Annotated in this window: 21 protein-coding genes; 8 read left to right on the forward strand and 13 right to left on the reverse strand. The window is 73.9% G+C overall.

The genetic code is table 11. The features are described 5' to 3' along the window. Window positions 1–51: 51 nt before the first annotated feature. Window positions 52–561, reverse strand: a complete 510-nt coding sequence (locus tag D5H75_RS15425; protein ID WP_242454259.1) for a helix-turn-helix domain-containing protein — start codon at window positions 559–561, stop codon at window positions 52–54. A 154-nt stretch (window positions 562–715) separates the two neighbouring features. Between D5H75_RS15425 and D5H75_RS15430 the strand changes: the two genes are divergently transcribed. The 3 genes from D5H75_RS15430 to D5H75_RS15440 all read left to right on the forward strand — a co-directional run bounded on the left by D5H75_RS15430 (window position 716) and on the right by D5H75_RS15440 (window position 3,963). Then, on the forward strand, window positions 716–2,104 hold the full coding sequence (locus D5H75_RS15430; protein ID WP_242454260.1) for a benzoate/H(+) symporter BenE family transporter: 1,389 nt from the start codon (window positions 716–718) through the stop codon (window positions 2,102–2,104). A gap of 711 nt (window positions 2,105–2,815) precedes the next feature. Then, the gene (locus D5H75_RS15435) at window positions 2,816–3,121 is read left to right on the forward strand and encodes a hypothetical protein (RefSeq protein WP_119927170.1); all 306 of its coding nucleotides are present in this window, start codon (window positions 2,816–2,818) and stop codon (window positions 3,119–3,121) included. Further along, window positions 3,061–3,963, forward strand: a complete 903-nt coding sequence (locus D5H75_RS15440) for a hypothetical protein (protein ID WP_147425157.1) — start codon at window positions 3,061–3,063, stop codon at window positions 3,961–3,963. Before D5H75_RS15435 ends, D5H75_RS15440 begins: the two co-directional genes overlap by 61 nt. A 112-nt stretch (window positions 3,964–4,075) precedes the next feature. Here the strand turns inward: D5H75_RS15440 and D5H75_RS15445 are convergent, their stop codons facing one another. Together D5H75_RS15445 and D5H75_RS15450 are read right to left on the reverse strand one after the other, a co-directional pair. Then, window positions 4,076–4,657, reverse strand: a complete 582-nt coding sequence (locus D5H75_RS15445) for an HhH-GPD-type base excision DNA repair protein (RefSeq protein WP_119927172.1) — start codon at window positions 4,655–4,657, stop codon at window positions 4,076–4,078. A gap of 388 nt (window positions 4,658–5,045) precedes the next feature. Next, window positions 5,046–5,879 (reverse strand): class I SAM-dependent methyltransferase, encoded by an 834-nt coding sequence (locus D5H75_RS15450; RefSeq protein ID WP_119927173.1) that lies wholly within the window; start codon window positions 5,877–5,879, stop codon window positions 5,046–5,048. 111 nt (window positions 5,880–5,990) lie between these two features. On the opposite strand from D5H75_RS15450, the gene D5H75_RS15455 reads away from it, so the two are divergent. Continuing rightward, complete coding sequence (locus tag D5H75_RS15455) at window positions 5,991–7,469, forward strand: AAA family ATPase (protein WP_119927174.1); 1,479 nt, start codon at window positions 5,991–5,993, stop codon at window positions 7,467–7,469. A 113-nt stretch (window positions 7,470–7,582) separates the two neighbouring features. Here D5H75_RS15455 and D5H75_RS15460 read toward each other — a convergent pair whose 3' ends face one another. Both D5H75_RS15460 and D5H75_RS15465 read right to left on the reverse strand, forming a co-directional pair. After that, the gene (locus D5H75_RS15460; protein ID WP_119927175.1) at window positions 7,583–8,254 is read right to left on the reverse strand and encodes a response regulator; all 672 of its coding nucleotides are present in this window, start codon (window positions 8,252–8,254) and stop codon (window positions 7,583–7,585) included. Next, on the reverse strand, window positions 8,251–9,675 hold the full coding sequence (locus D5H75_RS15465) for a sensor histidine kinase (RefSeq protein WP_119927176.1): 1,425 nt from the start codon (window positions 9,673–9,675) through the stop codon (window positions 8,251–8,253). Before D5H75_RS15465 ends, D5H75_RS15460 begins: the two co-directional genes overlap by 4 nt. A gap of 413 nt (window positions 9,676–10,088) precedes the next feature. Here D5H75_RS15465 and D5H75_RS15470 point away from each other — a divergent pair, with 413 nt between their 5' ends. Beyond that, complete coding sequence (locus D5H75_RS15470) at window positions 10,089–11,054, forward strand: hypothetical protein (protein WP_119927177.1); 966 nt, start codon at window positions 10,089–10,091, stop codon at window positions 11,052–11,054. Between the two features lie 223 nt (window positions 11,055–11,277). Here D5H75_RS15470 and D5H75_RS15475 read toward each other — a convergent pair whose 3' ends face one another. The 5 genes from D5H75_RS15475 to D5H75_RS41560 all read right to left on the reverse strand — a co-directional run bounded on the left by D5H75_RS15475 (window position 11,278) and on the right by D5H75_RS41560 (window position 18,227). Continuing rightward, window positions 11,278–13,995, reverse strand: a complete 2,718-nt coding sequence (locus D5H75_RS15475; RefSeq protein WP_119927178.1) for a family 20 glycosylhydrolase — start codon at window positions 13,993–13,995, stop codon at window positions 11,278–11,280. 397 nt (window positions 13,996–14,392) lie between these two features. Beyond that, window positions 14,393–14,803: a hypothetical protein gene (locus D5H75_RS15480; protein WP_119927179.1), complete on the reverse strand. Its 411-nt coding sequence runs from the start codon at window positions 14,801–14,803 to the stop codon at window positions 14,393–14,395. A 644-nt stretch (window positions 14,804–15,447) separates the two neighbouring features. Continuing rightward, window positions 15,448–16,782, reverse strand: a complete 1,335-nt coding sequence (locus tag D5H75_RS15485; protein WP_147425158.1) for an FAD-dependent oxidoreductase — start codon at window positions 16,780–16,782, stop codon at window positions 15,448–15,450. A 78-nt stretch (window positions 16,783–16,860) separates the two neighbouring features. Continuing rightward, window positions 16,861–17,817, reverse strand: a complete 957-nt coding sequence (locus D5H75_RS15490; protein WP_119927181.1) for a sigma-70 family RNA polymerase sigma factor — start codon at window positions 17,815–17,817, stop codon at window positions 16,861–16,863. Window positions 17,818–17,927: 110 nt separating this feature from the next. Next, the gene (locus D5H75_RS41560; protein ID WP_202638191.1) at window positions 17,928–18,227 is read right to left on the reverse strand and encodes a hypothetical protein; all 300 of its coding nucleotides are present in this window, start codon (window positions 18,225–18,227) and stop codon (window positions 17,928–17,930) included. A gap of 126 nt (window positions 18,228–18,353) precedes the next feature. Between D5H75_RS41560 and D5H75_RS15500 the strand changes: the two genes are divergently transcribed. From D5H75_RS15500 to D5H75_RS15505, 3 genes are all read left to right on the forward strand, one after another. Continuing rightward, on the forward strand, window positions 18,354–18,998 hold the full coding sequence (locus D5H75_RS15500; RefSeq protein WP_119927183.1) for a TetR/AcrR family transcriptional regulator: 645 nt from the start codon (window positions 18,354–18,356) through the stop codon (window positions 18,996–18,998). Beyond that, window positions 18,995–19,186 carry a hypothetical protein gene (locus tag D5H75_RS40875; RefSeq protein ID WP_147425159.1) on the forward strand — a complete coding sequence of 64 codons (192 nt, stop codon included), beginning with the start codon at window positions 18,995–18,997 and terminating at the stop codon, window positions 19,184–19,186. Before D5H75_RS15500 ends, D5H75_RS40875 begins: the two co-directional genes overlap by 4 nt. Before the next feature lie 164 nt (window positions 19,187–19,350). Then, window positions 19,351–20,301 (forward strand): NADP-dependent oxidoreductase, encoded by a 951-nt coding sequence (locus D5H75_RS15505; RefSeq protein WP_242454261.1) that lies wholly within the window; start codon window positions 19,351–19,353, stop codon window positions 20,299–20,301. Window positions 20,302–20,392: 91 nt separating this feature from the next. Here the strand turns inward: D5H75_RS15505 and D5H75_RS15510 are convergent, their stop codons facing one another. The 3 genes from D5H75_RS15510 to D5H75_RS15520 all read right to left on the reverse strand — a co-directional run bounded on the left by D5H75_RS15510 (window position 20,393) and on the right by D5H75_RS15520 (window position 25,902). Beyond that, complete coding sequence (locus D5H75_RS15510; RefSeq protein ID WP_119927185.1) at window positions 20,393–20,923, reverse strand: hypothetical protein; 531 nt, start codon at window positions 20,921–20,923, stop codon at window positions 20,393–20,395. Between the two features lie 216 nt (window positions 20,924–21,139). Then, window positions 21,140–24,121 (reverse strand): tetratricopeptide repeat protein, encoded by a 2,982-nt coding sequence (locus D5H75_RS15515; RefSeq protein ID WP_119927186.1) that lies wholly within the window; start codon window positions 24,119–24,121, stop codon window positions 21,140–21,142. Continuing rightward, entirely contained in the window at window positions 24,118–25,902 is a 1,785-nt protein-coding gene (locus D5H75_RS15520; protein ID WP_119927187.1) for an HSP90 family protein, read from the reverse strand. Before D5H75_RS15520 ends, D5H75_RS15515 begins: the two co-directional genes overlap by 4 nt. Window positions 25,903–25,919: the final 17 nt, after the last annotated feature.

Below are 25,919 nucleotides of genomic sequence, written 5' to 3' on the forward strand. Positions count from 1 at the left end.
CCATCACAACCCGACCACCAGATCCACATCCACCGATCCACAAAACACGCCCTAGCCGGCGGGCGGCGCGGGGCGCGGGTAGCGCATCAGCAGACTGGCGTGGACGTCATCGCCGGCGGCCTCGTAGACGTGGGGGACGTCGGAGGTCCACGTGAGGTGATCGCCGGGGACCAGGGTCCGGGGGGCGTCCCGGGGCCCCGCGGTCAGAACGCCCTGGAACACGGTGAGGTGCTCGGTCACGCCCTCGGCGTGGGCCGGGCTGGTCTGCGCGGTGCCGGCGGGTATCCGCAGGCGGTACAGCTCGTACGTCGCCGTGGACTCCTCGAAGGACTGGAGGAGCTCGGCGTGTACGGCGGCGCCCGGCGCGACCGGGCCGGGCCTGACCACGGCCGCCAGGGGCACACCCAGGTGGCCGGTGACCGCCCACAGGGTTTCCAGGGTCGGGTTGCGGGTGCCGTTCTCCAGCCCGGACAGGGTGGCCTTCCCGACACCCGCCCGCCGCGCGAGTTCGGACAGGGAGAGCCCGCGTTCCTCCCGCAGCGCCCGGATCCGGCGGCCCACTTCCGCCGCGTCGTCGGGTCTGAGCTGGGACTTCTCCCGAGGCGGACTCGGAGCGTTCCTCGCGTTTGGCGGGCCGGGATTCATGGGGCTATGGTGCATCACAGGCAGGGCGTTCCGTTTACGGAACGCTGGATCCGGGCGGGAGGGCTTCGTCATGGTGCAGCCGATCGTGGCCGGCGTGGTGACCGCGCTGGTCGGGTTCGCGAGTTCGTTCGCCGTGGTGCTGGCCGGGTTGCGGGCGGCCGGGGCCGACCAGGCGCAGGCCGCGTCGGGCCTGCTGGCGCTGTGCGTGGCGGTGGGCGCGGTGGCGATCTGGCTCAGCGTGCGATTACGCATGCCCGTGGCCGTGGCCTGGTCCACGCCGGGGGCGGCGCTGCTCGTGTCCACCGGCGGCGTCGAGGGCGGATTCCCCGCGGCGGTCGGCGCGTTCGTGGTGTGCGGCGCGCTGATCGTGATCGCCGGGCTGTTCCCCGCGCTCGGGCGGCTGGTGGCCGCCATCCCCGGGCCGATCGCGGGGGCGATGCTGGCCGGGGTGCTGCTGGAGTTGTGCGTCGCCCCCGTGCGGGCCGTGGTCGAGGTGCCCTGGCTCGCCGTCCCCGTCGTGCTCGTCTGGGCGGTGTTGTTCAGGTTCGCCCGCACCTGGGCGGTGCCGGGCGCGCTGGTTGCCGCGATCGCCGGCATCGCGGTGAGCGGCCCCGGGCTGGGCGCGGTGGACCTCCGCCCCGACCTCGTGCTCACCGCGCCGAGCTTCGGCGCCCAGGCGGTCGTCGGGGTCGCGATCCCGCTGTTCCTGGTCACGATGGCCGCGCAGAACGTCCCCGGCATGGCCGTCCTGTCCGGGTACGGCTACCGCCCGCCGCTGCGCGGGATGCTCGTCGCGACCGGAGCCGCCTCGGCGGCGGCCGCGCCGCTGGGCGGGCACGCGGTGAACCTCGCGGCGATCACCGCCGCGCTGGCCGCCGGGCCCGACGCGCACCCCGACCCGGGGCGGCGGTGGATCGCCTCGCTCACGGCCGGCGTCTCGATGATCGTGCTCGGCCTGGGCGCGGGCCTGGCCACGGCGCTCGTGCTGCTCTCACCGCCCGTGCTGATCGAGGCGGTGGCGGGGCTGGCGCTGCTGGGGGCGCTGGGCTCGGCGCTCTCGGCCGCGGTCGCCGATCCCGAGGGGCGGGAGGCCGCGGTGGTCACCTTCGTCGTCACGGCGTCGGGGGTGACGCTGCTCGGCGTCGGCGCGGCGTTCTGGGGACTGGTCGCGGGCGGCCTGATGACCCTGCTGCTCCGGGGAGGGCGGGCGCGAGCCGTACGACCTCGGACTGAGCCGGGGGACGCCCGGAACGGGTCAGCGGCCCCGGCGGAAGGGGACGGCGCGGCGGAAGGGGACGGCCCGCTAGACGGCGGCGGCTCGGCAGAAGGCGGCGGTCCGATAGAAGGCGGCGGTCCGATAGAAGGCGGCGGCGCGCGGCCGGGAGGGGGCGGGGACGACGGGAAGGCGGTGAGCGCGCGGCCGAGCCGCCTGTCCCGCGGCGCAGGCGGCTCGGACTGACGCTACTCCTCGCCGATCACGTCCAGGAAAGACCGCGCATCTAGTACCTCCTCTCTCTGCCCGAAATTCCCAATAACCCCACTTGCGGGGATAGTTCCCAATCTTCGACTCGCCGTCATATTCCGTGGTAATCCTCCTCCTTTCAAGACTTGACGTAGATTGTCAGGATTGTTAGCTTCAATAGGCTTGTGGCCTTTTGTCACCGCGTCGTCGGTTAAGGCATGGAGACGCCGAAGGGCCGCGGAACCCGCCCGCGATACTCCCCGGCCCGACCGCGATCCGAGACAACCCCAGGTCACGCCCCCGAATCCACGTCGAGCACCCGCCCCCAACCGGCTCACCGGGGCCCCGTCATGGCTCCATCCATCGGCACGGTCTCGGCCGTGCTCGCGCACACACTCGGTTACCTTCCCACGAGAATGCACGGCTCAACGTTCCCCGGCGACACCTCACAGCACTTCCCGGTATTCAAACCGACACGAAGCCCGTACCCGTTTCCGCCCTTTCCCGGCTCCCCCTCAAGAGGAGGATTCCACGCCTCCGGTCCGGCGCCGCCGTACCCGAAATGAACCGCCCAGCCGACGGCGGGCCGCGCGACATGCGGGGACGCCTTCCTCCGATCAGGCGGGCGTGACGGATAGTGTCATGAACACCGAACGCGCACGCTGCGACACGAACCGGAGTGGATGGCCGGCGGATCGGGGGACGTCGATGGCTGAGCTTCGCTGGACGCCGCTCGGGGTTCCCGGCGCCACACTTCCGCATGTCCGGGACGTCAGCGCGATGAAGGTCAACATCGACCCCTTCAGCCACGACCCGAACCACAGGACGTACGTCTACTGGGTCGGCAGCGACGGATCCCTGTGGCGGACGTTCCATCTCGTGACCGTCCTGGAACAGGTGCCGTCCCCCGGAGACCTGACCCGCGTCGCGGTCTCGCCCGACATGAGCGTCTGGTGCGCGGACCGTCACGGCCGGGCCTGGTCATGCGGGGCGACTTCCACTGGACGCCGGTGACGGTGCCGGGCGAGAAGGTCGTGGACGTCGACGTCGCGGCCGACAGGTCGGTGTGGCTCGTGATGGAGAACACCCGGTACTACGTGCGGCGCAACGACTCCTCCGCGCCCCAGCACGTCCCCCAGTTGCTCTCCATCGAAGTGATCACCGGCATCGAGCAGCCGACGTTCCTCGAGGGCGGCGCCGTCCAGGACGCGGGGAAGGCCTGGGGCGTCAGCGACATGGTGGGCGACAACGGCCTGGTGTTCTGCCACGGCTTCTGGCAGCCCGGCGCCAACGCCATCCTGGGCGTCGCGGACCTGTCCGCCGCCGCGTCCGAGTTGTGGATGGTCAAGACGGACGGCACCGTGTGGACGACGGCCGACGGCCACACCCAGGTACGCCGGGGGGACCTCATCGCCCGGCGGATCTCCGGCGACTACGTCGACAACGCCTACGCCGTCGCCCCTGACGGCAGCGCCTGGGTCTGGAGCAAGGTCGCCGACCCTGCGCCGGCGCCGCCACCGCCCCCGCCGCCCCCGCAGCCCCAGCCCGCCACCCGGCCGCCGCGCCTGGAGGTGAGCACCACCGGCTCCGGGGAGAGCACCGTCTTCACCCTGACCGGCTCAGGCTTCCTGCCGAACGCCCAGATCACCGTCCGCGGCGTCCGCCCCGGCGACGGCCAGGTCTTCGAGTGGTACTGGCTCACCTCCGCGACCCCCTCCGGAACCCTCGACTTCCCCATCCCCCTCCCCTGCGTCCCCGGCCTCGTGATCCACTTCTCCGCCACCGACGGCCGAGTCAACGCCACCGACCTGACCCACCGCCTCTGGACCAACACCGTCCCCGCCCCCTGCCCCTGACCGCCAGGAGCCCCCACCCCACCTGAGTGAATTCGCGGGATCGCCGGGCACTGATCTCCACTGCGGCCCTCAGCTTCGACGCGTCGCCTTCACAGGCCCCCGGACCGGACCCTCAACCGTTCTTCTTGGCCGCCTGCTTGGCGGCCTGTTTGGAGGCGCGGACCTTTTCCAGGGAGTCCTGGTCGGTGATGTCGGCGACGGAGCGGAACGCGTCCTTCTCGCCGTAGGGGCCGGCGGCTTCGCGCCAGCCGTTGGGCTGGACGCCGAGTTGCTTGCCGAGCAGGGCCAGGAAGATCTGGGCCTTCTGCTTGCCGTAGCCGGGCAGGTCGTTGAGGCGTTTGAGGAGTTCCTTGCCGTCGGGGACGTCGCGCCAGATCTTCTCCGGGTCGCCGTCGTAGTGCTCGGCCAGGTAGCGGCACAGCGCCTGGACCCGCTTGGCCATCGAGCCGGGGTAACGGTGCACCGCCGGCTTCTCCGACAGCAGCGCCGCGAACGCCTCAGGATCCCGCGCCGCGATCTCATGGGCGTCCAGGTCCTCCACCCCCATCCGCCGCGCGATCGTGTACGGCCCCGCGAAAGCCCACTCCAGGGCCACCTGCTGATCCAGGAGCATCCCGATGAGGAGGGCGAGGGGGCTGCGGGACAGGAGGGCGTCGGCCTCGGGGCGCTGGGAGAGGTGCAGGTCAGGCTTCATGGTGGTCTGGGCGCTCGGCCCGGCTCCTTTCGTGCGGGTCCTCGCCTCAGCTTGCCATCCGCCCGGGCCCGTGGCCCTTCACCCTGCCGCGTGGCCTCGGCGTGCCGCCGCCCGCGCCTACCCTCGGCGTCGGGCGTCGCCGCCCGTTCCCCTGCTCGTACGCCGCGGGAATCTCGCCGCACCGCTTACGCCCCGCCGTACCGTTTGCGCCCCGCCGTACCGTTTGCGCCCCGCCGTACCGCTTGCGTCCGCCGTACCGCTTACGCCCCGCCGTACCGCTTACGCCCCGCCGTACCGCTTGCGTCCGCCGTACGGCTCGCGCTTCGCCGTGTGGGTTGGGGATGGCTGGGGCCTTGGGTCGTGCCTTGGGATCGGTTTCGGGTGGGGGTCAGGGGCGGTGGGCGGTGACGAGCCAGGTGGCGGCGCCGAGGCGGACGCCTTCGGTGGGGTGGTGGTGGGCGGCCAGGGCGTCGCGGAGGGCGGTCAGGGCGGCCCGTTCGTCCGCGGCCTCGTCTATGTGGCTCCCGATGCTGGGGGAATGGCGGAGGAAGGAGACGGCGTCGTCGGGGTCGTCGCCCACCAGGACGGGTTCTTCCACAGGGCGGATGTCCACCTCCGTGAAGCCGGCCTTGGTGAGGACGTCGCGGGTGTGGGCGGGGTCGGAGAGGGAGTAGGGACCGCCCTCGGCGGGGTCGTGGTGTTCCGGGATCTCGGTGCCGGGGTCGATCGCGCGCAGCGGGATCACGCGCTGGGCCTGCCGGGCCAGCGGCTGCCAGCAGAGGAAGACCAGGCGGCCGCCGGAGCGGAGGGCACCGGCGACGTTCGCGAACGCCGCGACCGGATCGTCGAAGAACATCACCCCGAACCGGCTCAGCGCCAGGTCGAAGGCGGCTCCGGGGAAGGGGTGCGACTGGGCGTCGGCCTGCTCGAAGCGTACGTTGGCCAGGCCCAGCCGGGTGGCCTGGGCACGGGCCTGGGCCAGCATCGGGGCGGACAGGTCCACGCCGAGGACCTCGCCGTGCCCCGAACTCCGGGCCGCGAGGCGGGTCGTCTCCCCGCAGCCGCAGCCCACGTCGAGGACCCGCTCGCCCGGGGACACGGCGGCGGCCTCCATCAGGCGGTCGGTGAGCCGCCGCATCAGCCGGTTGTAGCGGTCCTCGTTCTCGGCCCAGTACTTCCCGTTGTCGCCGTTCCACGCCTCGGCCTGCTCGGTGTTCGCCATTCCCTCATCCTCGGCGGTCCCGGCCCGGGGGAAACGCCTTTCGCCCAAGGCTGACGTCCCGTACCTTGAGCGGATCCGGCCCTTGGGCGGATCCGACACGGGGAGGCGCCGATGGAGCTCGGGGACGCCAGGACGCTGGCGATCGCGCTGCGGGACCTGCTCGACCAGGCCCAGACCACGCTGAGAGCGGCCGCCGGGTCGTCGCCGCTGCTGAGCCGGATCCGCGGGCACCTGGACCGCGACGTGAAGGACGTGGTCTGCGTGACCGAGCGGTTCCCGAGCTGGGAGCACGCGAACCTCCAGCTCGGGGTCGAGGACTACCTGAGGTCGTACGGCGGGGCGGGCGACTGGTTCGGCGTGTCCGGGCACGGGCGCGAGCACGACGAGCTCGTCAACATGCTGATGTCGCTGGAGCGCGGCTTCGAGCAGTACGAGGCCGGGGCCGTGGACTACGCCACCGTCGCGGTCGGGCCCGACGAGACCATGGAGGCGGTGCACCTGGGGCTCGTCCTGACCTCCTCCCCCGGCGGCGCGCCGATCATCCTGGGACTGCGCGGCATGCCGGAGCACGGGCTGCCGGAGTGCCGGATCGACGTGCTCGCGGCCTCCCGGGCCGACGCGACCGCCGCGAGAGACGAGGTCACGCGGCGGATGCGCGAGCACGACGTGTTCCGGGGGAAGATCCTCACGTTCGGCTCCAGCGAGCACCGCGGCAACGAACTGCTCAGCTTCATGCCCCGCCCCGAGCTGCGCGCCGACGAGATCGTGCTGCCGCCCGGCGTGCTCGACACGATCGAGCGGCACGTGATCGAGGTCGGCGCGATGGCGGACCGGCTGCGCGCCCACGGGCAGCACCTCAAGCGCGGCCTCCTGCTGCACGGGCCGCCCGGCACCGGCAAGACGCACACGGTCCGCTACCTGATGGGGCGCACACCCGGCAGCACGGTGATCGTGATCACCGGGCCCGCGATGCAGTGGATCTCCCAGGCGGCGGCGCTGGCGCGCCGGCTCCAGCCCGCGATCGTGGTGATCGAGGACGTGGATCTGATCGCGATGGACCGCGAGTACACCCCCGGCGGCAATCCGCTGCTGTTCTCCCTGCTCGACGCGATGGACGGGGTGGGCGCCGACTGCGACGTGACGTTCGTGCTGACCACCAACCGCGCCGACGCCCTGGAACGCGCGCTCTCCTACCGCCCCGGCCGGGTGGACCTGGCGGTCGAGGTGCCCAAGCCCGACGCCGAGGGCCGCGAGGCGCTGATCAGGCTGTACGGCCGGGGGCTGCGGCTGCCGCCGGACCTCGCCGAGGTCGTCGCGCGCACCGAGGGCATGACCGCGTCGTTCTTCAAGGAGCTGCTCCGCCGTACGGTTCTCACCGCCCTCCGCGAGCGCGAATCCGTGGACGCGCTGACCGGCGCGCACCTGACCACGGCGCTGGACGAGATGCTCGGCGAACGCGAGGCCCTCACGCGTTCCCTGCTCGGCGGCGGTGAGTACGGCGACGCCGGGCCGGACCCGTTCGACGACTTCGCCGAGGCTCCCCCTTTCGCCCCGGGCCCGGACCTCGACCTGCGAGCCCGGTACGAATGACGCGGATCATCCGGCCTGGTCGATGGGTAAGGCCTGGCCGGTGAGCCGGTATGGCCGGTGGGTCGAGCCTGGCCGGTGAGCGGGGCCGGCGCGGGTCGGGCCGGGTCCGCGGGTCAGGCCGGGTCCGCGGGGCGGATGAGGCCGGTCTCGTACGCGAGGATCACGGCGTGGATGCGGTCACGCAGGGCGAGTTTGGACAGGATGTTGCCCACGTGCGTCTTGACCGTCTGGTCGCCGATCACTAGGGCGGCGGCGATCTCGGCGTTGGAACGGCCCCGGGCCAGCAGTTCCAGCACCTCGCGCTCGCGGGCGGTCAGCCGGTCGAGGGCGGGGGGAGCGTGCTCCGGCGGGCGTGGACGGCGGGCGAACTCCCCGATCAGGCGCTTGGTGATCGCGGGCGCGAGCAGGGCCTCCCCGGCGGCGACGACGCGCACGGCGTTCACCAGGTCCTCGCGGCGCAGGTCCTTGAGGAGGAAGCCGCTGGCCCCGGCCCGCAGCGCCTCGTAGACGTAGTCGTCCAGGTCGAACGTCGTCAGCATCAGCACCTTGGCCGGGTCCTCGACGCCCGGGCCCGCGAGGCGGCGGGTGGCCTCCAGCCCGTCCATGCGCGGCATGCGGATGTCCATGAGCACCACGTCCGGGCGCAGCCGGCGCGCGTCGATGACGGCCTGCGCGCCGTCCGAGGCCTCGCCGACCACCTCGATGTCCGGCTGCGTCTCCAGGATCAGCCGGAACCCCTCCCGGACGAGCCCCTGGTCGTCCACGACCAGCACCTTGATGCTCACCGGCCTCCTCCGATCGGCAACCGCGCGTCCACCACGAACCCGCCGTCCGCCCCCGGCCCGGCGGTCAGCGTCCCCCCGAAGAGCTGCGCCCGTTCCCGCATCCCGACCAGCCCGTGCCCGCCCCGCCGCTCGCGCCCGTCTCCCCGCGCGCCGTCGAACTCGCGCCCGTCTCGTCCCGCGATGTTCAGTTCACGCCCGTTTCGCCGCGCCCCGGGCGGCTCGCGTCCGTTTCGCTCAGCGTCATCCAGGTCATCCAGCTCGCGCCCGTTTCGGCGTTCGCCGTCCGGCTCGTGTCCGTTTCGGCGTTCGTAGGCGCCCGGCTCGTCGTCGCCGCGCGCGGTGGGGGCGTTCCCTTCCGGGGCCGCCCGCGCCGCCCCGGCCCGCCGTACGTCGTGGACCGTGATGCGCAGCTCACGGGGTCGGTAGCGGACGCGGACCCGCGCCTGGGACGCGTCCGCGTGCTTGAGGGTGTTGGTCAGGGCCTCCTGGACGATGCGGTACGCGGACAGGTCCAGTCCCGCCGGGAGCGGGACGGCCTCCCCCTCGACGGTCAGCTCGACGCCGAGGCCGGCCCGCCGTACCTGTTCCACCAGGTCGGGGAGCTGGTCGAGGCCGGGCTGCGGGGCCAGCGCGGGCTCGGTCCGGCCGGTCTCCTCGCGCAGGACGCCGAGCAGGCGGCGCATCTCGGCGAGGGCCTGGCGGCCGAGCGCCGAGATCGTGTCGAACTTCTGGGCGGCGTCGGGCAGGCCGCGCTCCACCGCGGGCGGGCCCGCCTCGGCCTGCACCACCATCATGCTCACGTGATGGGCGATCACGTCATGCAGCTCGCGGGCGATGCGGGCGCGCTCGGCGGCCACCGCCCGGTGCGCCTCCAGGTCCCGCTCGCGCGCGAGCCAGGCCGCCCGCGCCTCGAGCGTGGCCGCGTGAGCCCGCCTGACGCGGGCGCTGTCGCCCAGCACCAGCGCGCTGATCAGCAGTAACGCGGTGAACGTGACGTCGAGCAGGTCGGAGTCGGTGGCCGGCAGCATCGCCACGACGCTCAGCGAGCCGCAGACGAAGGCCCCGACCGTGAACGCCGTCCGGCGCTCGCACCACGCGGCCAGGCTGTAGACGGCGACGACCCCGCCGAGCGGGATCGGCGTCACCAGGTCGGGGTACGGCGTGGCGGCGTACAGCACGGCGATCGCCAGGACCGCCAGGTTGACCGCGAGCGGGTGCCGGCGCCGCCCGGCGAGCGGCAGGGTGACCAGCAGGACGAGCGCCACGGCGAGCGGTGAAGGCGCGGGCAGGTGCTCGTTGCGCGCCTGGAAGACCAGCGCGATCAGCGACACCACCGCGAGCAGCAGCCCGAGCACCCCGTCGGCGACCAGGGGATTCCTCCTGGCCCACCCCGCCGGTCCGAGGGCGCGGCTCGTCACCATGCGCCCAAGTATCGGGGAATCGTCCCCGGCGAACCTCCCCCGTCCGGGGGATCACCCCATACCCGCCCGCGATCTCGTCCGGCCGCCGGGATAGGGGTGCGGGCGCTCAGGTGGGGACAGAGCGCGGTCGGCCCCCTGAGGTGGGGACGGGGCGCGGGCGACCCCCTCGGATGGGGACGGAGCGTGGCGGCCCCATCAGGTGGGGACGGGGTGCGGGCGGTCCCCTCGGATGAGGACGGGGTGCAGGCGGCCCCCTCAGATGGGGACGGGGTGCGGGCGGTCCCCTCGGATGGGGACGGGGCGTGGGCGGTCCCCTGGGCGAGGGATCGCGAGGTTGGCGAGCGCGGGGGATTCGCGCAGGTCAGGGCGCTGCCTACGGTCCAGGTGTCCTTCCACTCCCCTAGGAGACGGTCATGAACGTATTCGCGGCGTCCGCCCGCCCGGCGCGGTCGTCCCTCCTGTCGCCGCTGCTGGCGCACTGGGACGGCTCCCCCGGATACCGGCGGTTCGCCTACGTCGTGGGCGCGGCGCTGATCGCCACCGGCGTGCTCCACGCGGGGTTCGGGCTCGCGACCGGCGCGCCGGTCGAGGGGCCGCTGTCCTGGCGCAAGCCCGCGACCTTCGGGTTCTCGTTCGGGCTGACCACGGTCACGCTCGGCTGGGTGTCCTCGTGCCTGCGCGTCCGGCCGTGGGCCGGCTGGACCGGCGCCGTCCTGCTGTGCGCCTCGACGGTCGTGGAGGTCGCGTGGGTCGCGCTCCAGCACGCGCGGGGCGTCCCCTCGCACTTCAACTTCGCGACCGGCCTGGACGAGGCGCTGCTCGTGGGGGCCGGGGTCGCCATCGGCGTCACGAACCTCGTCATCGCGGCCATGACGGTCGCGGTGTTCGTGCTCGCGACGGTCCCCGCGCCGATGGCGTGGGCGCTCCGCGCGGGCATGGTGTCGCTGCTGACCGCCCAGCTCGTGGGCCTGTGGATGATCAACCACGGGACCGACCTGTCCGAGGCCGGCTTCACCCCGCTGACCCGCGAGCTGACCGTGTACGGCGCGGCCGGCGCGATGAAGGTGGCCCACGCCGTCCCCATGCACGCGATCCAGGCCCTCACGGTGCTGGCCGGGGCGCTGGCGTTCTCCGGGCTCGCCGTACGGCGGCAGCTCGCCCTCGTGGTGTCGGCGATCCTCGGGTACGCGCTGCTGGTCGGCGTCGTGCTGGCCCGCACCGCGGCAGGACTGCCGCCGATCACCGGCCTCACCTGGCCTTTCGTGGCCGCTTACGTCCTGGCGGCCGGGCTCCTGGCGGTGCCGGCGGCGGTCGCGGCACGCGGGGCGGTCGCGGCGGTCCGGGCGGTCGCGGCGCGAGCCGTACCGCGTCGCCGCTGACACCCTCCGGGGGTAATGGCCACTTATCCCCAGAACGCGGCTCGGGCCGCTCGGGGGTCCCGGTTTCGGGCGATGCTCGTACGGCGTCCGCAGGGGCCGCACGACTTCGCAGGGAGGGCCGGACATGAGCCACGCGGGAAGAGCCATGACACGGAGCGGCCCGCCCCCAGGTGGTGGGGGCGGGCCGCCGGGCCGATCGGGAGGAGCGGACCGATCGGACGAATCAGCCGGACTTGACCGGGGCGACCCGGCTCGTACGGCCGTCGGGGGCCTTGGTGCGCAGGAAGGCGCGGTCGCCCACCTGGACCGGGGCCGTGTACGTCCGCCAGGTGCGCCCGTCGGTCGAGTACTCGATCGTCAGGCCCGGGTTGCGGACGTTCGCGGTGAGCGTGCCGGACCTGATCTCGCCGCCGGGGAGCGGGATCCGGTAGTTGACCCCGACCCCGTCCAGGCCGACCGGCTGGTAGAAGGACAGCAGCGGGAACGTGACCTGGCCGAGGGTGTTGACGAAGACCTTCCACGCCGCCGGCATCTGCTCCGGAGTCGGCGTGCGGCGGTTCCAGGCGCGCTCGGCGACGCCGAGGAGCTTGGGGAACGCCTGGTATTCCCGGATCTCGGGGGCCTTGCCGTTCTCCGCCCAGAGCTGGGCCTCCATGCCGAGGATGTTCTTCTTGCCCTCCTCGGTGAGCCGCTCCCAGGCCGGGCTCGGGGTCACCGGGCCGCCCCAGCGGTTCTCCGTGGCGTTGGCGTAGACGTTGAACGGCTGGTACGTGAAGGTCGACTCCTCGTCGACGTACGCCGCCCAGTAGTACCCCGGCTCGTCCGGGTCCTTGTTGTACGCCAGGTCCATGTAGAGGTTGGTCGCGTGGGCGAGCACGACCTTCGTGCCCTTGTTGGCGAACCGGTAGGCCCAGTCCTCACGCCCCCAGCCCCACACGTTCTGCCAGGGCAGGGCGATGAAGTTCGGCAGCGTGATCTCCCGGCCCTCGCTCTTGAGCACGTCCTCCCAGCCCGCCGTGGTCGGCGCGACCGTCTGCGCGATCTTGTTCCACTCCGCGAAGAACAGGTCCATGAGCTGCTGGTCGGTCTTGCCCGCCGTCTCCGGGTTCCGGTCGCACGCGGGCGACTCGGTCCAGGTCGGGTGCGGGGCCTCGTCGCCGCCGAGGTTCACCGTGGTCAGCGGCGCCCCGGCCTGGTCGTACATCCTCTTCACCTCGGTGACGACCTTCGTCAGGAAGGCGTACGTCGAGGAGATGCACGGGTTGACGATGTTGTCCGTGTAGTACTGCACCGACACGTGGCGCGTGGTGTCCTCGGGGTCGAGCAGGCGATACCTGTTCGCCTCGGCCGGGTCGGAGTCCTTGAGCCGCTGGTAGCGCCGCTCCATCGCCTGCACGGCCGCCCGCGCGTGGGCCGGGAAGTCGAACTCCGGCACCACCTGGATGTGCCGCTGCCTGGCGTAGGCGAGCAGGTCCACGAACTCCCGCCGGGAGTAGTGCCCGCTGCCCTTGCCGACCAGGTTCACCATCGCGTCCTCGTACCCCTGGTAGGCCGGGATCCGGCCGAGGTTGGCCTGCCGCTCGTCACGCGGCTTGCCCGCGATCCCGTCACCGGGCCGCAGGTCGTTGCCGGATCCCATGGCCTGGTGCAGCATCGACTTCTCGGCCAGGTCGTGCCCGCGCCGCGCCCCGAACGTCGTGAGCTCGGGCAGCCCGGGGATCTCCACGCGCCAGCCCTCGTCGTCGGTCAGGTGCAGGTGGAGCCGGTTGAGCTTGAGATACGACATGAGGTCGAGGAACTTCTTCACCGTGCGCGGCGTCTCGAAGTGGCGGCCCACGTCGATCGCCATGCCCCGATACCCGAACAACGGCGCGTCCGCGATCGTCGCCCGCGGGATCTTGATCCGGTCCGGCTCACGCCCGCGCGCCGCCGCGGCGTACGCCTCGACCGGGATGAGCTGGCGCAGCGTCTGGATGCCGTAGAGCACGCCGGCCCGGTCAGCGCCGGTGATCTCCACGCCCTTGTCGCCGACGGCGAGCCGGTAGCCCTCGGGATCGGCCTTGCCGTCGCCGTCCACGTCGAGGCCCGCGCTGGTGGCGAGCTTGATCCGCGTACGGCTCCCGCCCGCGGCCTCGGGCGACCCGGCGCCGGCGGACGCGGCGTCGCCACGGTCGCCGCCCAGGACGTCGTCGAGGGCGGATTCCAGGTAGGACGCCTCGTTGCGCAGGTCGGGCGCGCTCTCGACGGTCAGGCCGCGCGCCTCAAGCGTGAGCGTGCCCTGTCCGGCGGTCGCGGAGAGCGGCCTGGGCAGGATGCGGTCGGCGAGAGCCAGGTCCGCGCGCTGCGCCGTGTTCTCCTTGAACCGGGAGGCCGCCGTCTCGACGGGTCGCACGTCGCCGTCGAACGCGGTGGTCTGCTTGGGGTCGTCCGGGTCGAGCAGCGTCTTACCCGGGACCCAGCGCGGCGTGGCCCCGCCGTACGAAATGTGCCAGCCCGCCGGGGCGTCGCTCTTGTGGATCGCCCAGAACTCCAGGTTCAGGCCGATCTTCCGCTGCTGCCCCGGCCGGATCGGCTGGAACGACGCGGTCGGCTTGAGCACGAAGTAGTCGCCGCTCTGCGCCTTGTCGGCCCGCGTCAGCGTGAGCCCCTGCGCGGCCAGCTCCGCCCGCGCCGGATCCCCCAGCTCCGGCGGGTAGACGGCCAGCGGCTGCCGGACCGAGCTGAAGTACAGGGCCCAGTCGCGGCCCAGCTCACAACCCCGGTCCCGGTTGTGAACGGTGATCTCTCCCCGGAAGTACCGGTGATCCCCGACCGTGTGATCGACCGGCTGGAACGTCACGAGCAGCTCGTTCGCGTCAGGGCGGCAGGCCCGCCCCTCAGCGGCGGCCACGGACGCCGGCGCCACCGAAAGCACCAGCGCCCCCGCGACGACGGCCGCCATGCGCGACCGAAGCGAAGAACGTAGGGAGGCGTACATTGAGAGAACCTCCACCAACACGAGGGTGGCGACGCCCATCGCGCCGCAAATAGGAAACTAACCTTTCAATTCCCGCCTGTCCGCCCTCTGTCCGCATCCGGCCATCGGCCCTCCACCGCGCGGGCGGACCCCCTCCCGAACCGCCCGTCCGCCGGGATCCAAACTCGCGGCTTCATAAGAAACTCGCAGGTCACAGGGCTGCCACTCCCGCAGACACCCCATCGGGCAGCCACGTCGCCATCTCCCGAAGCGGCGACCCAGCCCCCGCGCGCCCACCTCGGGACTCGGCCCCCACCGGCCGCGTTGTGTCACGGGGGCTCCAAAACCCCCGTGACACATTGTGGCCGCGCATGCCGGGCCCTCAGGCGGCGGCGTCGAGAGCCTCGGTGATCTTGCGGGCCATCCCGGCCACGATGGGGCTCGGCGCGCCCTCGTGGGTCCGGGCGGCCGCCTCGACGGCGATCATGACGGCGGCCCGGAAGTGCCCGGCCTCCGCCGCGTCCTGCTTCCTCAGCAGGCTCATCGACTCCGTCAGGGACGGCAGCACCTGGTCGGCGAGCGCGGCCGTGGTCTTGCCGGCCAGCTTCAGGTCCCGGGTCTTCGCGGCGAGCACGTGCCCGATCAGGCCGGTCCCCGAGGCGAGGGCGATCGACCCGGCGGTGGCGGCCTTGTGCGGCGAGCCGGCCGCGTCGGCGGCGCTCATCAGCGCGACGGCGCCGTAGGCCGCGGTCCGCAGGGTGCGCTTGTCCTGGTCGGTGAGGGTGACGGTCATGGTGCTCCTCCTTCAGATCCCGGCCCCGCCCTCGCGGAACCGCTTACGACACCAACAATCCCGCCCTCCACTGACACCACACCGCCACCGCCCTTACACGCCCCTGACGCCCCACCCTCCGACGTCTCAGCCCCCCGGCTCCCCGCCGGCCCGGACCGACCTCTCCCTGAGCCCGGCCCTCGCACCGCGCGTACGGTCTGGGCCTGAGCTGGGCCAACCCCGGCCCCCACCGGCCTTCGAAGAACGCCCCGGGACCCGGACCACTCCGGCACGGGCCGCCGCGCCCGTGCCGAACGTCTGCGAACCTTCGCGGTACCTGCGTGAATGCCGCTACAGGCCCATAACGTGCCGCGACCACCCCTGTGCCCGTGATCTCGCGATCCCGCCCCGGCCTCCCCCTTCCTGACTCCTCGACCGGGATGGAGGTGGGGATTGCCAGATCACGACGGGAAGGGGAGCACGCGCCGGCTCACGGCGGAGGGGGCTATCTCGCGGCCCTCGGGACCTGGTCCGGGTCCTGCCCGCAGGGCTGGTTCGAGGCAGCAGGTCGCGCCATCACGTTCGGGTGGGTCGGGGGATGGGCGGCGGTTGCGAGATCGCAGGTCGGTGAGGGGCGGGCGGGGGTGCGGCGGGCTGGGCTGGTGTTAGGGGCGGGGGCCGCGGAGGACTTTGCGGGCGGTGGTGGGGGCGGCGATTCTCGCCGGTGGGGCCAGGTAGGTGATGACCTGGGCGAAGGGGGTGGCGACCGTGGGGTCTTGGTGGGCCACCCGGTGGAGGCGGCGGATGTAGGTGTTGAGGACGCGGATGCGGGCGGGGCGGGGGCCGGGGACCTCGGGGAGGGCCAGGTCACCGGCGGCGGCCACGAGCCAGGCGGGGGCGATCACGCGGGCAGCGGCGCGGAAGAAGCGTTCGGGGAGGTCGCGGGTGCCCGCTCTCAGGCCGGCGGCCAGCGCCTCCGACTCCAGGGCGGCGACCGTCATGCCCTGGCCGTACAGCGGGTTGAAGCTGCACAGCGAGTCGGCGAAGGGGAGGAGGCCGGGCGGGAAGGTGCGGAGGCGTTCGTAGCGGCGGCGCACGCTCGCGGGGAAGTGCTGCCGGACCGGGTCGCTCAGCGGGACGGCGTCGCGGAGGGCCGCGTGGACGTCCGGCGGGGCGACGGTGGCGGCGAAGTCGAGGTACCCCGCGCCGGTCAGGGGCGGATGGTCCCCGGCCAGGCCGCCGAGGCTGAGCATCCAGCGGTCGCCCTCCTGGCGGGCGAGGACCATGGCGCGGGGACGCCCGGGGATCGCGGCGACCAGCACGACGCGGTCGCCGCCGAGCGCGTCCGCCGGCATGCGCAGGAACCGGCTGGCGTACGCCACGTTGACCTTGACCTGGTCTTCCGGGGGCGTGCGGTGGCCCAGTTCGGCGAGCCACGCCTTCGTCCGGCCGGCGCGGCCCAGCGCGTCCACGACCAGGTCGGCCTCCACCTCCTCGCCCGATCCCACCGGCGCCGCGCCGGCGTCAGCCGTACCAGAATGACCTGGGGAAACGCGGGCGCCGACGACGCGGCCCCGGTGGGTGATCAGCCCGGTGACGGCGTGCTCGTCCAGGATCTTGACGTTGCCGAGGGCGGCGACCCGGGCGCGGACCGTGGACTCCAGGAGGGGGCGGCTCGCGAGGATGGTCACCGCGTCCAGGCGCGGCCGGGCCTGCGTGAGGCCGGACAGGACGACGCGCACCTCGCGCTCGTGGTGGGCGAGGGGCGCCCCGGCCGCCGTGAGTTCGCCGGTCAGGCCGGGGAAGAGGCGGTTGAGGACCTGGCCCCCGCGCGGGAGGAGCAGGTGGAGGTGCCTGCCCTGCGGCACCCCGCGCCGGGGAGCCACCGAGGCGTCCAGTTTGTCGCGTTCGACCACCGTCACCCGGTCGAAGTGCTCGGCGAGCGTCCGGGCCGCCAGCAGGCCGCCCATCCCGGCGCCGAGGACCACCGCGTGCGACATGTGAACCTCCGGGAGGGGGAACCGCGGTTCGAACATACGCCGCAATTCCCCCTCCTGTCAGCCGTACCCCGGCCGCGCCTAGTTGAGGTAGGCGCGCAGCGCGCTCGCGTTGGCCGGGCGGCGGAGGACGCCGAGGGTCTTGGCCTCGATCTGGCGCACCCGCTCCCGCGACAGGCCGAACAGCCGGCCGATCTCGTCCAGGGTCTTCGGCTCCCCGTCGGCCATGCCGTACCGCAGGCTGATCACCTTGGCGTCGCGCTCGGGCAGGGCGGCCAGGACGCGCCGGAGGTGGTCGCGCAGCAGGCCGTGGTCGATCTCCTCGAACGGCGACGCGGCGTCGGAGTCCTCGATGAGGTCGCCCAGCTCGGCCTCACCGTCCTGGCCGAGCGGGGTGTGCAGGGACACGGGCAGCCGGTCGTACGACCGCACCTCGGCGACCTTCTCGACGGTCATGTCCGTCTCCTTCGCGATCTCCTCCGGGTACGGCTCGCGCCCCAGCTCCCGGCGCAGGCGCGAGAGGGCGGCGTTGACCCGGTTGATGCTGTCGTTCATGTGCGCTGGCACGCGGATCGTGCGGGACTGGTCGCCGAGGGCGCGGCCGACCGCCTGCTTGATCCACCAGGTGGCGTAGGTGGAGAACTTCAGCCCCATCGTGTGGTCGAACTTCTCCACGGCGCGGATCAGCCCGAGGTTCCCCTCCTGGATCAGGTCCGGCAGGGAGAGACCGCGGCCGGCGTACCGCTTGGCGATGGACACGACCAGGCGGAGGTTCGCCGTCACCATCGTGTCCTTGGCGTGGCCGCCGTCGGCGGCCAGCCACTCCAGGCCGGCGCGCTCCTCGGGGGTGAGGCGCGCGGCCTCCCGCTCCAGCCGTTCCCGGGCGAGCAGCCCGGCCTCGATCCGCTTGGCCAGCGCGACCTCCCCCTCGGCGTCCAGCAGGGAGATCCGGCCGATCCGGCGCAGGTAGTGGTGTACGGCGTCCTCGCCCGGCGTGGCGGCGGCGGCGCGGGCGGGGGCGAGCGCGGTCACAGACATCGGCACCTTCTTTCGGAGGATCGGCGGGGGTTGCAACGAGGGTTCGGCCTGGTGTGTTCCCCTCCGCGGCGTTCTGGGCGGGAGGGGCCGGTCCGGGGGGCGCCCGCGGATCAGTTCCCGTGGCGGCGGGGGACCGCGACGGGGCGGCGCGAGGGGTAGGCGCGGGCGGTGGCGGCCGCCGCGTCGTGGTGGTCGCGGCGGGACCGGCGCGGCGGGAGGGAGTTCCCGCCCTGGTCGCGCCGTACGGCGGGGCCGAGCTTGACCGTGACGCCGAGCGTGGCGGGGGCGAGCGGGACCGGGGCGGTGAGGGGGAGTTCGACGTTCGCGCGCATGGGGTGGGTCTCCTCGGCGGTGCGGTGGATCTCGGTGGAGGCGACGGCAGGGGCGGGGCGGCGGGGGGTGGTGCGCATACGCGGCGACCTTTCGTCGAGGAGAAGTTTGCGACGGACGTAAACTTAGAACGAGCGTGGCGCGTATGTCAACAGCAATCTTAGGATGAGGGTAAATTTTCCTCGGACCTATGGAAGGATGGCCTCATGACGACGGATACGCTGGGCCTGCGCGAGCAGAAGAAGCTGGAGACCCGCCAGCTCATCTCCGACCAAGCGACCAGGCTCTTCATCGAGCGCGGCTTCGAGGAGACGACCATCGCCGACATCGCGCACGCCGCGCGGGTCGCCAAGAAGACGGTCACCAACTACTTCGCCCGCAAGGAGGACCTGGCCCTCGACCACCACGAGCAGTTCGTGGCGAGCCTGGCCAACGTGGTCGCCTCGCGCGCCCCCGGCCAGTCCGCCCTGGCCGCCCTGCGCGAGGCGTTCCTGGAGGCCGCGCGGCAGCAGAACCCGGTCGCCGGGTTCGCCGGCCTCCCCTTCACCCGCATGATCGAGCAGAGCCCCACACTCGTGGCCCGCCTGCGCGACCTGCACGAACAACGCGAACAGGCCCTGGCGGCCGTGCTCCGCGCCGAGACCAACGCCGTGGACGACGACATCACGCCGGACGCCGTCGGCGCGCAACTGGGGGCCGCCCACCGCGTCCTCTTCCAGCAGATCCAGCGCCTGACCCTGGAAGGCCTCCCCGGCGACGAGGTCGCCGAACGCGTGACCGCCTCCGCCCTCCGCGTCTTCGACCTCCTCCACCCCTCCCTCGGCGACTACGCCATCCGCCCCCGCCCATGACGAACCACCCCGCCCACCCCACGTCACCCCGCGCCAGCCGTACGGCGGCCCGGCGCGAGCCGTACGGCGGCCCGGCGCGAGCCGTACGGCGGCCCGGCGCGAACCGTACGGCGGCCCGGCGCGAACCGTACGGCGGGAGCATCAGGCCGTACGGCACCCGCGCGAGCCGTTTTCACGTGCGGCGCTGAGGCCGTGCGGCGAGCCCGGCGTGGGCCGTTCAGTCGTGCGGAGCTGAAGCCGTGCGGCGAGCGCGGCGGCCGGGCCGGGGGCGGGGACGAGTTGGCCGGAATCTTTCGGGGATTGGCCATCAGGCCACTCGTGGGCGGCGCCCGGGGGCGAGAAGGTGGGCGGCATGAGTGAGAAGACGATGCGCGCGGTGCGGCAGGACACGCTGGGCGGGCCCGAGGTGCTGCGGATGGTGGAGGTGGCGCGGCCGGAGCCCGGGCCGGCCGAGGTGCTGGTGCGGGTGCGGGCGGCCGGGGTCAACCCGGCCGACGGGAAGACGCGGTCCTGGGGCGGCTGGCTGGGTGAGCCGCCGTTCGTGCTCGGATGGGACGTGGCGGGGACCGTCGAGGAGGTCGGGCCGGGGGTCGCCCTCCACAAGCCCGGCGACGAGGTGTTCGGGATGCTGCGGTACCCCTTCGGGAACGGGGCCTACGCGGAGTACGTCGCCGCGCCCGCCCGTACCTTCGCGCGCAGGCCGGAGTCTCTCGGGGTCGTCGAGGCGGGCGCGCTGCCGCTGGCGGGGCTGACCGCATGGCAGGCCGTCGTGGACACGGCGCGGGCCGGGGCGGGGAGCCGGGTGCTGATCCACGCGGCGGCGGGCGGCGTCGGGCACCTGGCCGTGCAGATCGCCAAGGCGCGCGGGGCCTACGTGATCGGCACGGCGAGCGCGGCCAAGCACGAGCTGGTGCGCGGGCTGGGGGCGGACGAGGTGATCGACTACCGCGCGGTGGACTTCACCGAGGCGGTCCGGGACGTGGACGCGGTGATCGACACGATGGGCGGGGAGTACGGCCCCCGTTCCCTGCGGACGCTCCGGCCCGGCGGGGTGCTCGTGTCCCTCGTGCTCAGCGACGTCGCCGAGGGCCTCGACGCGCGGGCCGCCGACCTGGGGATCCGCGCGGAGTCGATGCTGGTCGAGCCCGACCACTTCGCGCTCACCTCGCTCGCGGACCTGGCCACGGCCGGCCGCCTGCGCGTCCTGATCGACAGCGTGTATCCCCTGGAGGAGGCCGCCCGGGCCCACGCCCGCGTCGAGACCGGCCGCGCCACCGGCAAGATCGTCCTGACCGTGCCCTGACCTCCCAGCCGCGAAGGCCCGGCCCGCGCCACGCCGTACGGCTCCCGCACCGCGCGTGCCGTACGGCGTCCCGCGGGCGCCGGGCGGGCGGTCAGGTGAGGAGGGGCTGGTCGGGGACCGTCCTGGGCAGGGCACGGAGCCAGGAGGCAAGGTCCTGGGGCCACCAGCGGCCGGCGGACAGGCCGCTCAGGGCCTCGGCGACGTCGGGGGCCGACGCCTTCGCGGGGACCACGCGGACGGGCGCGGCGGCGGCCATGACGCCCATCCACCAGTGGCGGCGGGTGGGCGGCAGGTCCTCGGGGTCCAGGACGACGTAGTAGTCGGGGAGGATCGCGCGGTCGGCGCGGAGGTCGGACAGGGCGCGTTCGATCGCCACCTCGAGGCCGCCCGTCGGCTCGTCGCCGTCGAAGAACGCCTCCCAGGTCCGCGCCACCTCGGCCAGCGGGTCCGCGTCGTGCACGACGTACATCGCGCCGGACCGGCGCACGACCTCGGTCACCTCGGCGGGGTCGCGATCGCCGCGGACCACCGCGCGCACGTTGTGCAGGGACCCCAGGGAGCCCACGACCTCCGCGGCCCGCTCCCCCACGACCACGACCACAGTGCTGTTCAGCCGCCGCATACCCGAAGTCTAGGTCGATGATCGCCACCCGGCGCGGGCCGCTCCCCCGCCCGGAACCACGCCCCAGACCCGGAACCGCTCCCCCGCCCGGGAAGCGCTCCTCCGCCCGGGGAACCGCCCCGCCGCCTCGGAACCGCCCCGCCGCCATGACGGCGGAACGCCCCCAGACCCCTCAGCCGGGCGGCACCCCTGACAGCGGCGGTGAGGCCGGCCGGGTCAGGACACCTCCGCCTCGAGGCGCTCCAGGAGCTCGCGCGCCTGGCCCGCGGCGTCCTCCGCGCCCAGGGCGGAGAAGGCCTCGATCGCGTCGGCGCAGTGCTTCACGGCCTCGGGCATGCGGTCCTGGTTGGCCAGGAACAGGGAGTACTCGTAGTCGAGGACGGCCCCCTCCCAGGTCCGGGCCTCCGGCGGGTCGGCGGGAAGCCCGCTCAGCGACTCCCTGACCCGGCCGAACGCCGCCTCGGCGGACTCGGGCTCACCCGCCCACTTCAGCGAGACCGCGTGACGGCGGAGCGCCCTGGTCCCGCTCACCGCGTCGCCGGCGCCCGCGTAACCCTCGGCGGCCTTCGCGAACTCGGCCGCGGCCTCGGCGTCCCGGTCGAGCCGGTCGAGAACGCCCCCCGCCTCCTCGAAGGAGCGGGCGACGTCCCAGTCGTGCCCCAGCGAGGCGTGCTCCCCGGCGAGGGCCCGGAACGCGGCGAGCGCGTCGTCGAGTTCGCCCAGGTCACGCAGGGCGTGGGCGCGGACGGACCGGACGGTCAGGAGGTTCAGGGTGTCCTCGGGCGGGAGCAGCGCGAGGGCCTCCTCGGCGATCTCGGCGGCGTCGAGCGCGCGGCCCACCGAGAGGTACGCCTGCCCGAGGTCCACCCGCGCGAGCGCGGCCCGGGGCGCGTCGCCGATCGCGGTGTACGACGCCACCGCCTCCTCCAGGTCGTCCACCGCCTCGTCGCCGCGGCCGAGGTTCACCAGCAGCTCACCCCGCATGGCGTGACCGGCCGCGCGCAGCGGGACGTGCCGCCGGGACGCGTGGGCGAGCGCCTCGGAGAACGCGTTCAGCAGCTCCTCGGGGTCCGGCGACTCGACCTCCCGGAGCCGCGCGCCGTGGAACAGGCACGCCTCGGCGAAGTCGTCGCCACCCCGCTCGCGGAGCGCTTCCCGCGCCCGGCCCGCCACGGCGACGCAGTCGGCCCGGCGCTCGGGATCTCTCGCGAGCAGACCGGCGAGCAGGCGGAGCCTGTCCGGGTCCGGCCGCTCCGCGTCGATCGTCTCCTCCAGGAGCCGCACCGCGTCCGCCTCGCGCCCGCTCATGGCGTAAGCCTGGGCGAGGCGGAGCTCGGCCGCGTCCCGGCGCTCCCCGCCGAGCCCGATGAGGTACGCCGAGGACTCCTCGACCAGCGCGACTCCCTCGCTCACGCGGTCCGCCCGGCACAGCGCCAGTCCGAGCCGCCCGAGCGAGACCTGCCGCCGCTCCTCGTCCCCCGCGCGTCCGTGCAGCTCGGCCGCCCGCTCCCAGTCGGCGACGGCCTCTTCGTACCGGTCCTGTACGGCCGCCGCCAGCCCCTTCCCGTCGGCGAGGCGCCCGGCCTGGGCGTCGGTCGCCGCCCCGGCGTGCCGCTCCGCGAAGAGGTCCCAGGCGGCGAACGCCCCCTCGGCGTCCTCGGCCGCCCACCGCGCCTCGGCGAGGTCCAGCAGTTCGTCCGGCCCAAGCTCGCCCAGCCCGGAGACACCGGACGTCGCCCCCTGGCCGGAATCCGTCGCCACCTGGCCCGAGTCCGGAACGGCCGCCGCCGCGCCGGCCCCGGCGACACCGGACGCCCCGGCGACGCCGGACTCCGCCCCCTGGGCGGGCGCGTCACCGGCCGCAGCGTCCGACGTCAGGGACGTCCCGGACGCCGGCGACGGAGCGGGCGGGGCCGAGGTGTAGGCGGTGAGGCGGCGGGCTTGGGAGGTCAGCGGGATGTACTCGGTGAGCGGTTCCGCGGCGAGGCGGGCCTCGATGAGCCGGCTCTGCTCGCCCGTGCCGTTGCGCGCGTCGAAGCGGGCGGCCAGTTCCCGGGCCGTCGCCGCCAGCCGCGCCTCCAGCTCGGCGACGGTGATCTCGCCGTCCCGCCGGAGGCCGCCACCCGAGGTCCCGCCGCCCGCCGTCCCAGCACCCGCGGTCCCGCCACCCGAGGTCCCGCCGTCCGAGGTCCCGCCGTCCGCCATGGCGGCGCCCGTCGCGCTCCCGCCGGGCGTGGCGTCCCGCCGTACGGCGGGGGCGTCCGGGACGCCGGCGCTCTGGCGTACGGGCAGGTCGGCGTGGCCGGTCTCGCGGAGGCGGCGCAGGAGGAGGGCCCCCGAGGCCGCGAACCACATGCGGTCGCGGGGGCTGGGCGCGCGGTCCAGGAGCGGCAGCTCGCGCTCCAGGATCTCCAGGCCCCGGGCCTCGTTGCCGGTGCGCGCGCAGAAGACGATGTGCTTGCCGATCTCCTGGAGATCCTGCACCCGGCCCCGGATGATCCGGTAGGCGCGGCGGTGCGCGTGCGCGGCCTCCTCGTGGCGGCCGGTCGCGACGTACGGCACCAGCAGCTCGGCCAGGATGTCCTGGGGCTGCTCGGCGCAGGTCAGCAGGCCCGCGAGCACGGGCTCGGCGAGCTGGACGGCCTCCTCGTAGCGGCCCTGGCTCGACAGGAACCACGCCTGCCCGCTCGGGTCGCAGCCGACGCAGTCGGACAGTTCCCCGCGCGGCGCGGTGCGCCACTTCTCGAACCAGTCCGCGGCCGTGCCGTCGCCCACGTGCCCGGCGACGTAGCAGCGCTGGGCGTAGACCGGGTGGAGGCTGTGCCCGGCGGCGAGGTAGCGGCGCTCCATCTCGTCGAGCGCGTCGTAGGTCCGCTGGAGCGGCACCTCGGGGAACCGCGTCATCGCCCCGATGATGGCCTTGAAGTGCCACAGCAGCGTGTGGTGCTGCCAGCGCTCGAACCGCCCCGGCTCGGCGTCGTAGGCCGCCAGGCACCGGGAGAACGGCGCGAACGCCTTCGCCGGCTCGCCGCCGTGCACGTAGGAGTTGATCTGTTCCAGCCGGACGTTGAACGCGAGCATGTCGTCGCGCAGGGCGTCCGCCCGCCGTAGCGCCTCCTCCAGCAGCACCGAGCGCGCCTCGCCGTACGGCATGCCCTCGGCGCGCTCGATCAGGGCGTGCACCTCACCGGCGGTCATCGAGGTCCCTCCTGGTTGAGGACGGCCGCGTCGAGCAGGCCGAGGAACGAACGGTTGAGGGCGGCGGTGTCGGCCGGGCGCAGCGGGTGGTGGCCGTGCATGAGCGCCATGCCGTACAGCGCCTCCACGGCCGAGGCCGCCAGATCGGTGTCGGCGAGCCCGGAGACGCGGCGTACGAGCGGGTTGCGGTGGTTGAGCACGAGCAGCGGCCGGTCGGCGGCGACGGCGCGCTCGACCGCGCCCAGCACGTCGGCCCAGAGCCCGTCGCTCAGCTCGCGGCTCTCGCGCAGCTCGGCCTGGTGCTCGGCGGCGCGGCTGGTGAGGTAGAGCGCGGGCAGCGAGGCCGGGTCGAAGTCGCGCAGGGCCACGTCGCAGCCGAGCGGGTCGAGCGCGCGGGCGGCGGCCAGCAGGAACGGCCGCGCCTCCAGCTCCGCGAGCGGGTCGGCGGGGCCGAGGTGGCTGGCCAGGTCGGCGGGGTCGAGCCGGTCCAGGCGGGCGTCGGGGTCGATGCGCGGCAGGCGTTCGAGGATGTCGCGGTCGTAGACGTATCCGGCGTTGACCAGCCCCACGCCCTGCGCCCCGGCGACCCCGGAGAGCTGCCGGAACTCGTCCACCGTGCCGGAGTAGCGGCCCCGGGGGTGCCGCCGGCGGAACTCGGCGAGCGTCATCGGCCCGTCGCTCGTCTCGTAGTCGAGCCAGCGGTCCACCAGGCGCAGCATGTCGTCGTCGTGCAGCGCGAGCGCCTTGACCCCGAGGTGGTGCAGCCGCAGGAACGCGCGCAGGCCGTCGGGGTCGGTCTCGGCCAGCCGGACCAGCCACGCCCGGAGCTGCTCGCCCAGGCGGTCGCGGGTCTGCTCGGTCAGATCGTCGTCGTAGAGCGCCTCGCGGCTGGCGGTCGGGCGCAGCTCGGAGGCGTCCACCACGCAGCGCGCGAAGAACGCCCACGGCGGCAGCAGGCCCTCGGTGTTCTCCGTCAGCAGCATGCGCTTGAGGTAGACGCGGTGCGTGGACCGCACGGCGGGGTTCGCGGCGGTGGGCAGGATGAACGCCACCCCGGTAAGCCCGGCCTCCGGCACCGCCAGGTCCACCACGTCCAGCGCGGTGAACCCGAACAGCTCCCGGCCGTATGCCAGGAGGGCGGCGCGGCGCTCGGCCGTACTCGCGTAGGACCGCGACCAGGGCGTCTCGGGCTCGGTGACGCGGATCCCGCTCACGGTGACCTCGGCGGGGAGCAGCGAGCCGTAGAGGCGGGCCAGCTCGGCGACCTTGCGCTCGGTGACCCATTCGGCCGCGTCGCGCCGCGCCCGGAGCGTGACGGTGGTGCCGGGCTCGGGGCGCTCGGCCGCGGCCTTCTCCACGCGGTAACGCCCGTCGGCCAGGCCGGTCCACCGCACGGTGGCGCCGCCGCGCGCCGAGCGCGTCTCCACCTCGATCTCGTCGGCGACCAGGAACCCGGACAGCAGGCCGATGCCGAACTGGCCGAGGAACTCGTGCCGCGCGAACCCCAGCTCGTCACGCTTGGACGAGCGCCCGATGGTCGCCAGCAGCGTGTGGACCTCGTCCTCGGTCAGGCCGATGCCGCTGTCGTGGACGCGCACGATCCCGTCGGCCACGGTCACGCGCACCTCGGCCGGCGCGGCGGGGTCGTCCAGGCGGCGGGCGCGGATCGCGTCCACGGCGTTCTGGAGCAGCTCCCGGACGTAGACGCGCGGGCTGGAGTAGAGGTGCCTGCTGAGCAGGTCCACCACGCCTCGAAGATCGACCTGAAAGGCACTCTCCACCCGGCTGAACCTCCCGC

Origin of the sequence: Bailinhaonella thermotolerans, from assembly GCF_003594875.1 — a bacterium.
Taxonomy (GTDB): Bacteria; Actinomycetota; Actinomycetes; order Streptosporangiales; family Streptosporangiaceae; genus Bailinhaonella; species Bailinhaonella thermotolerans.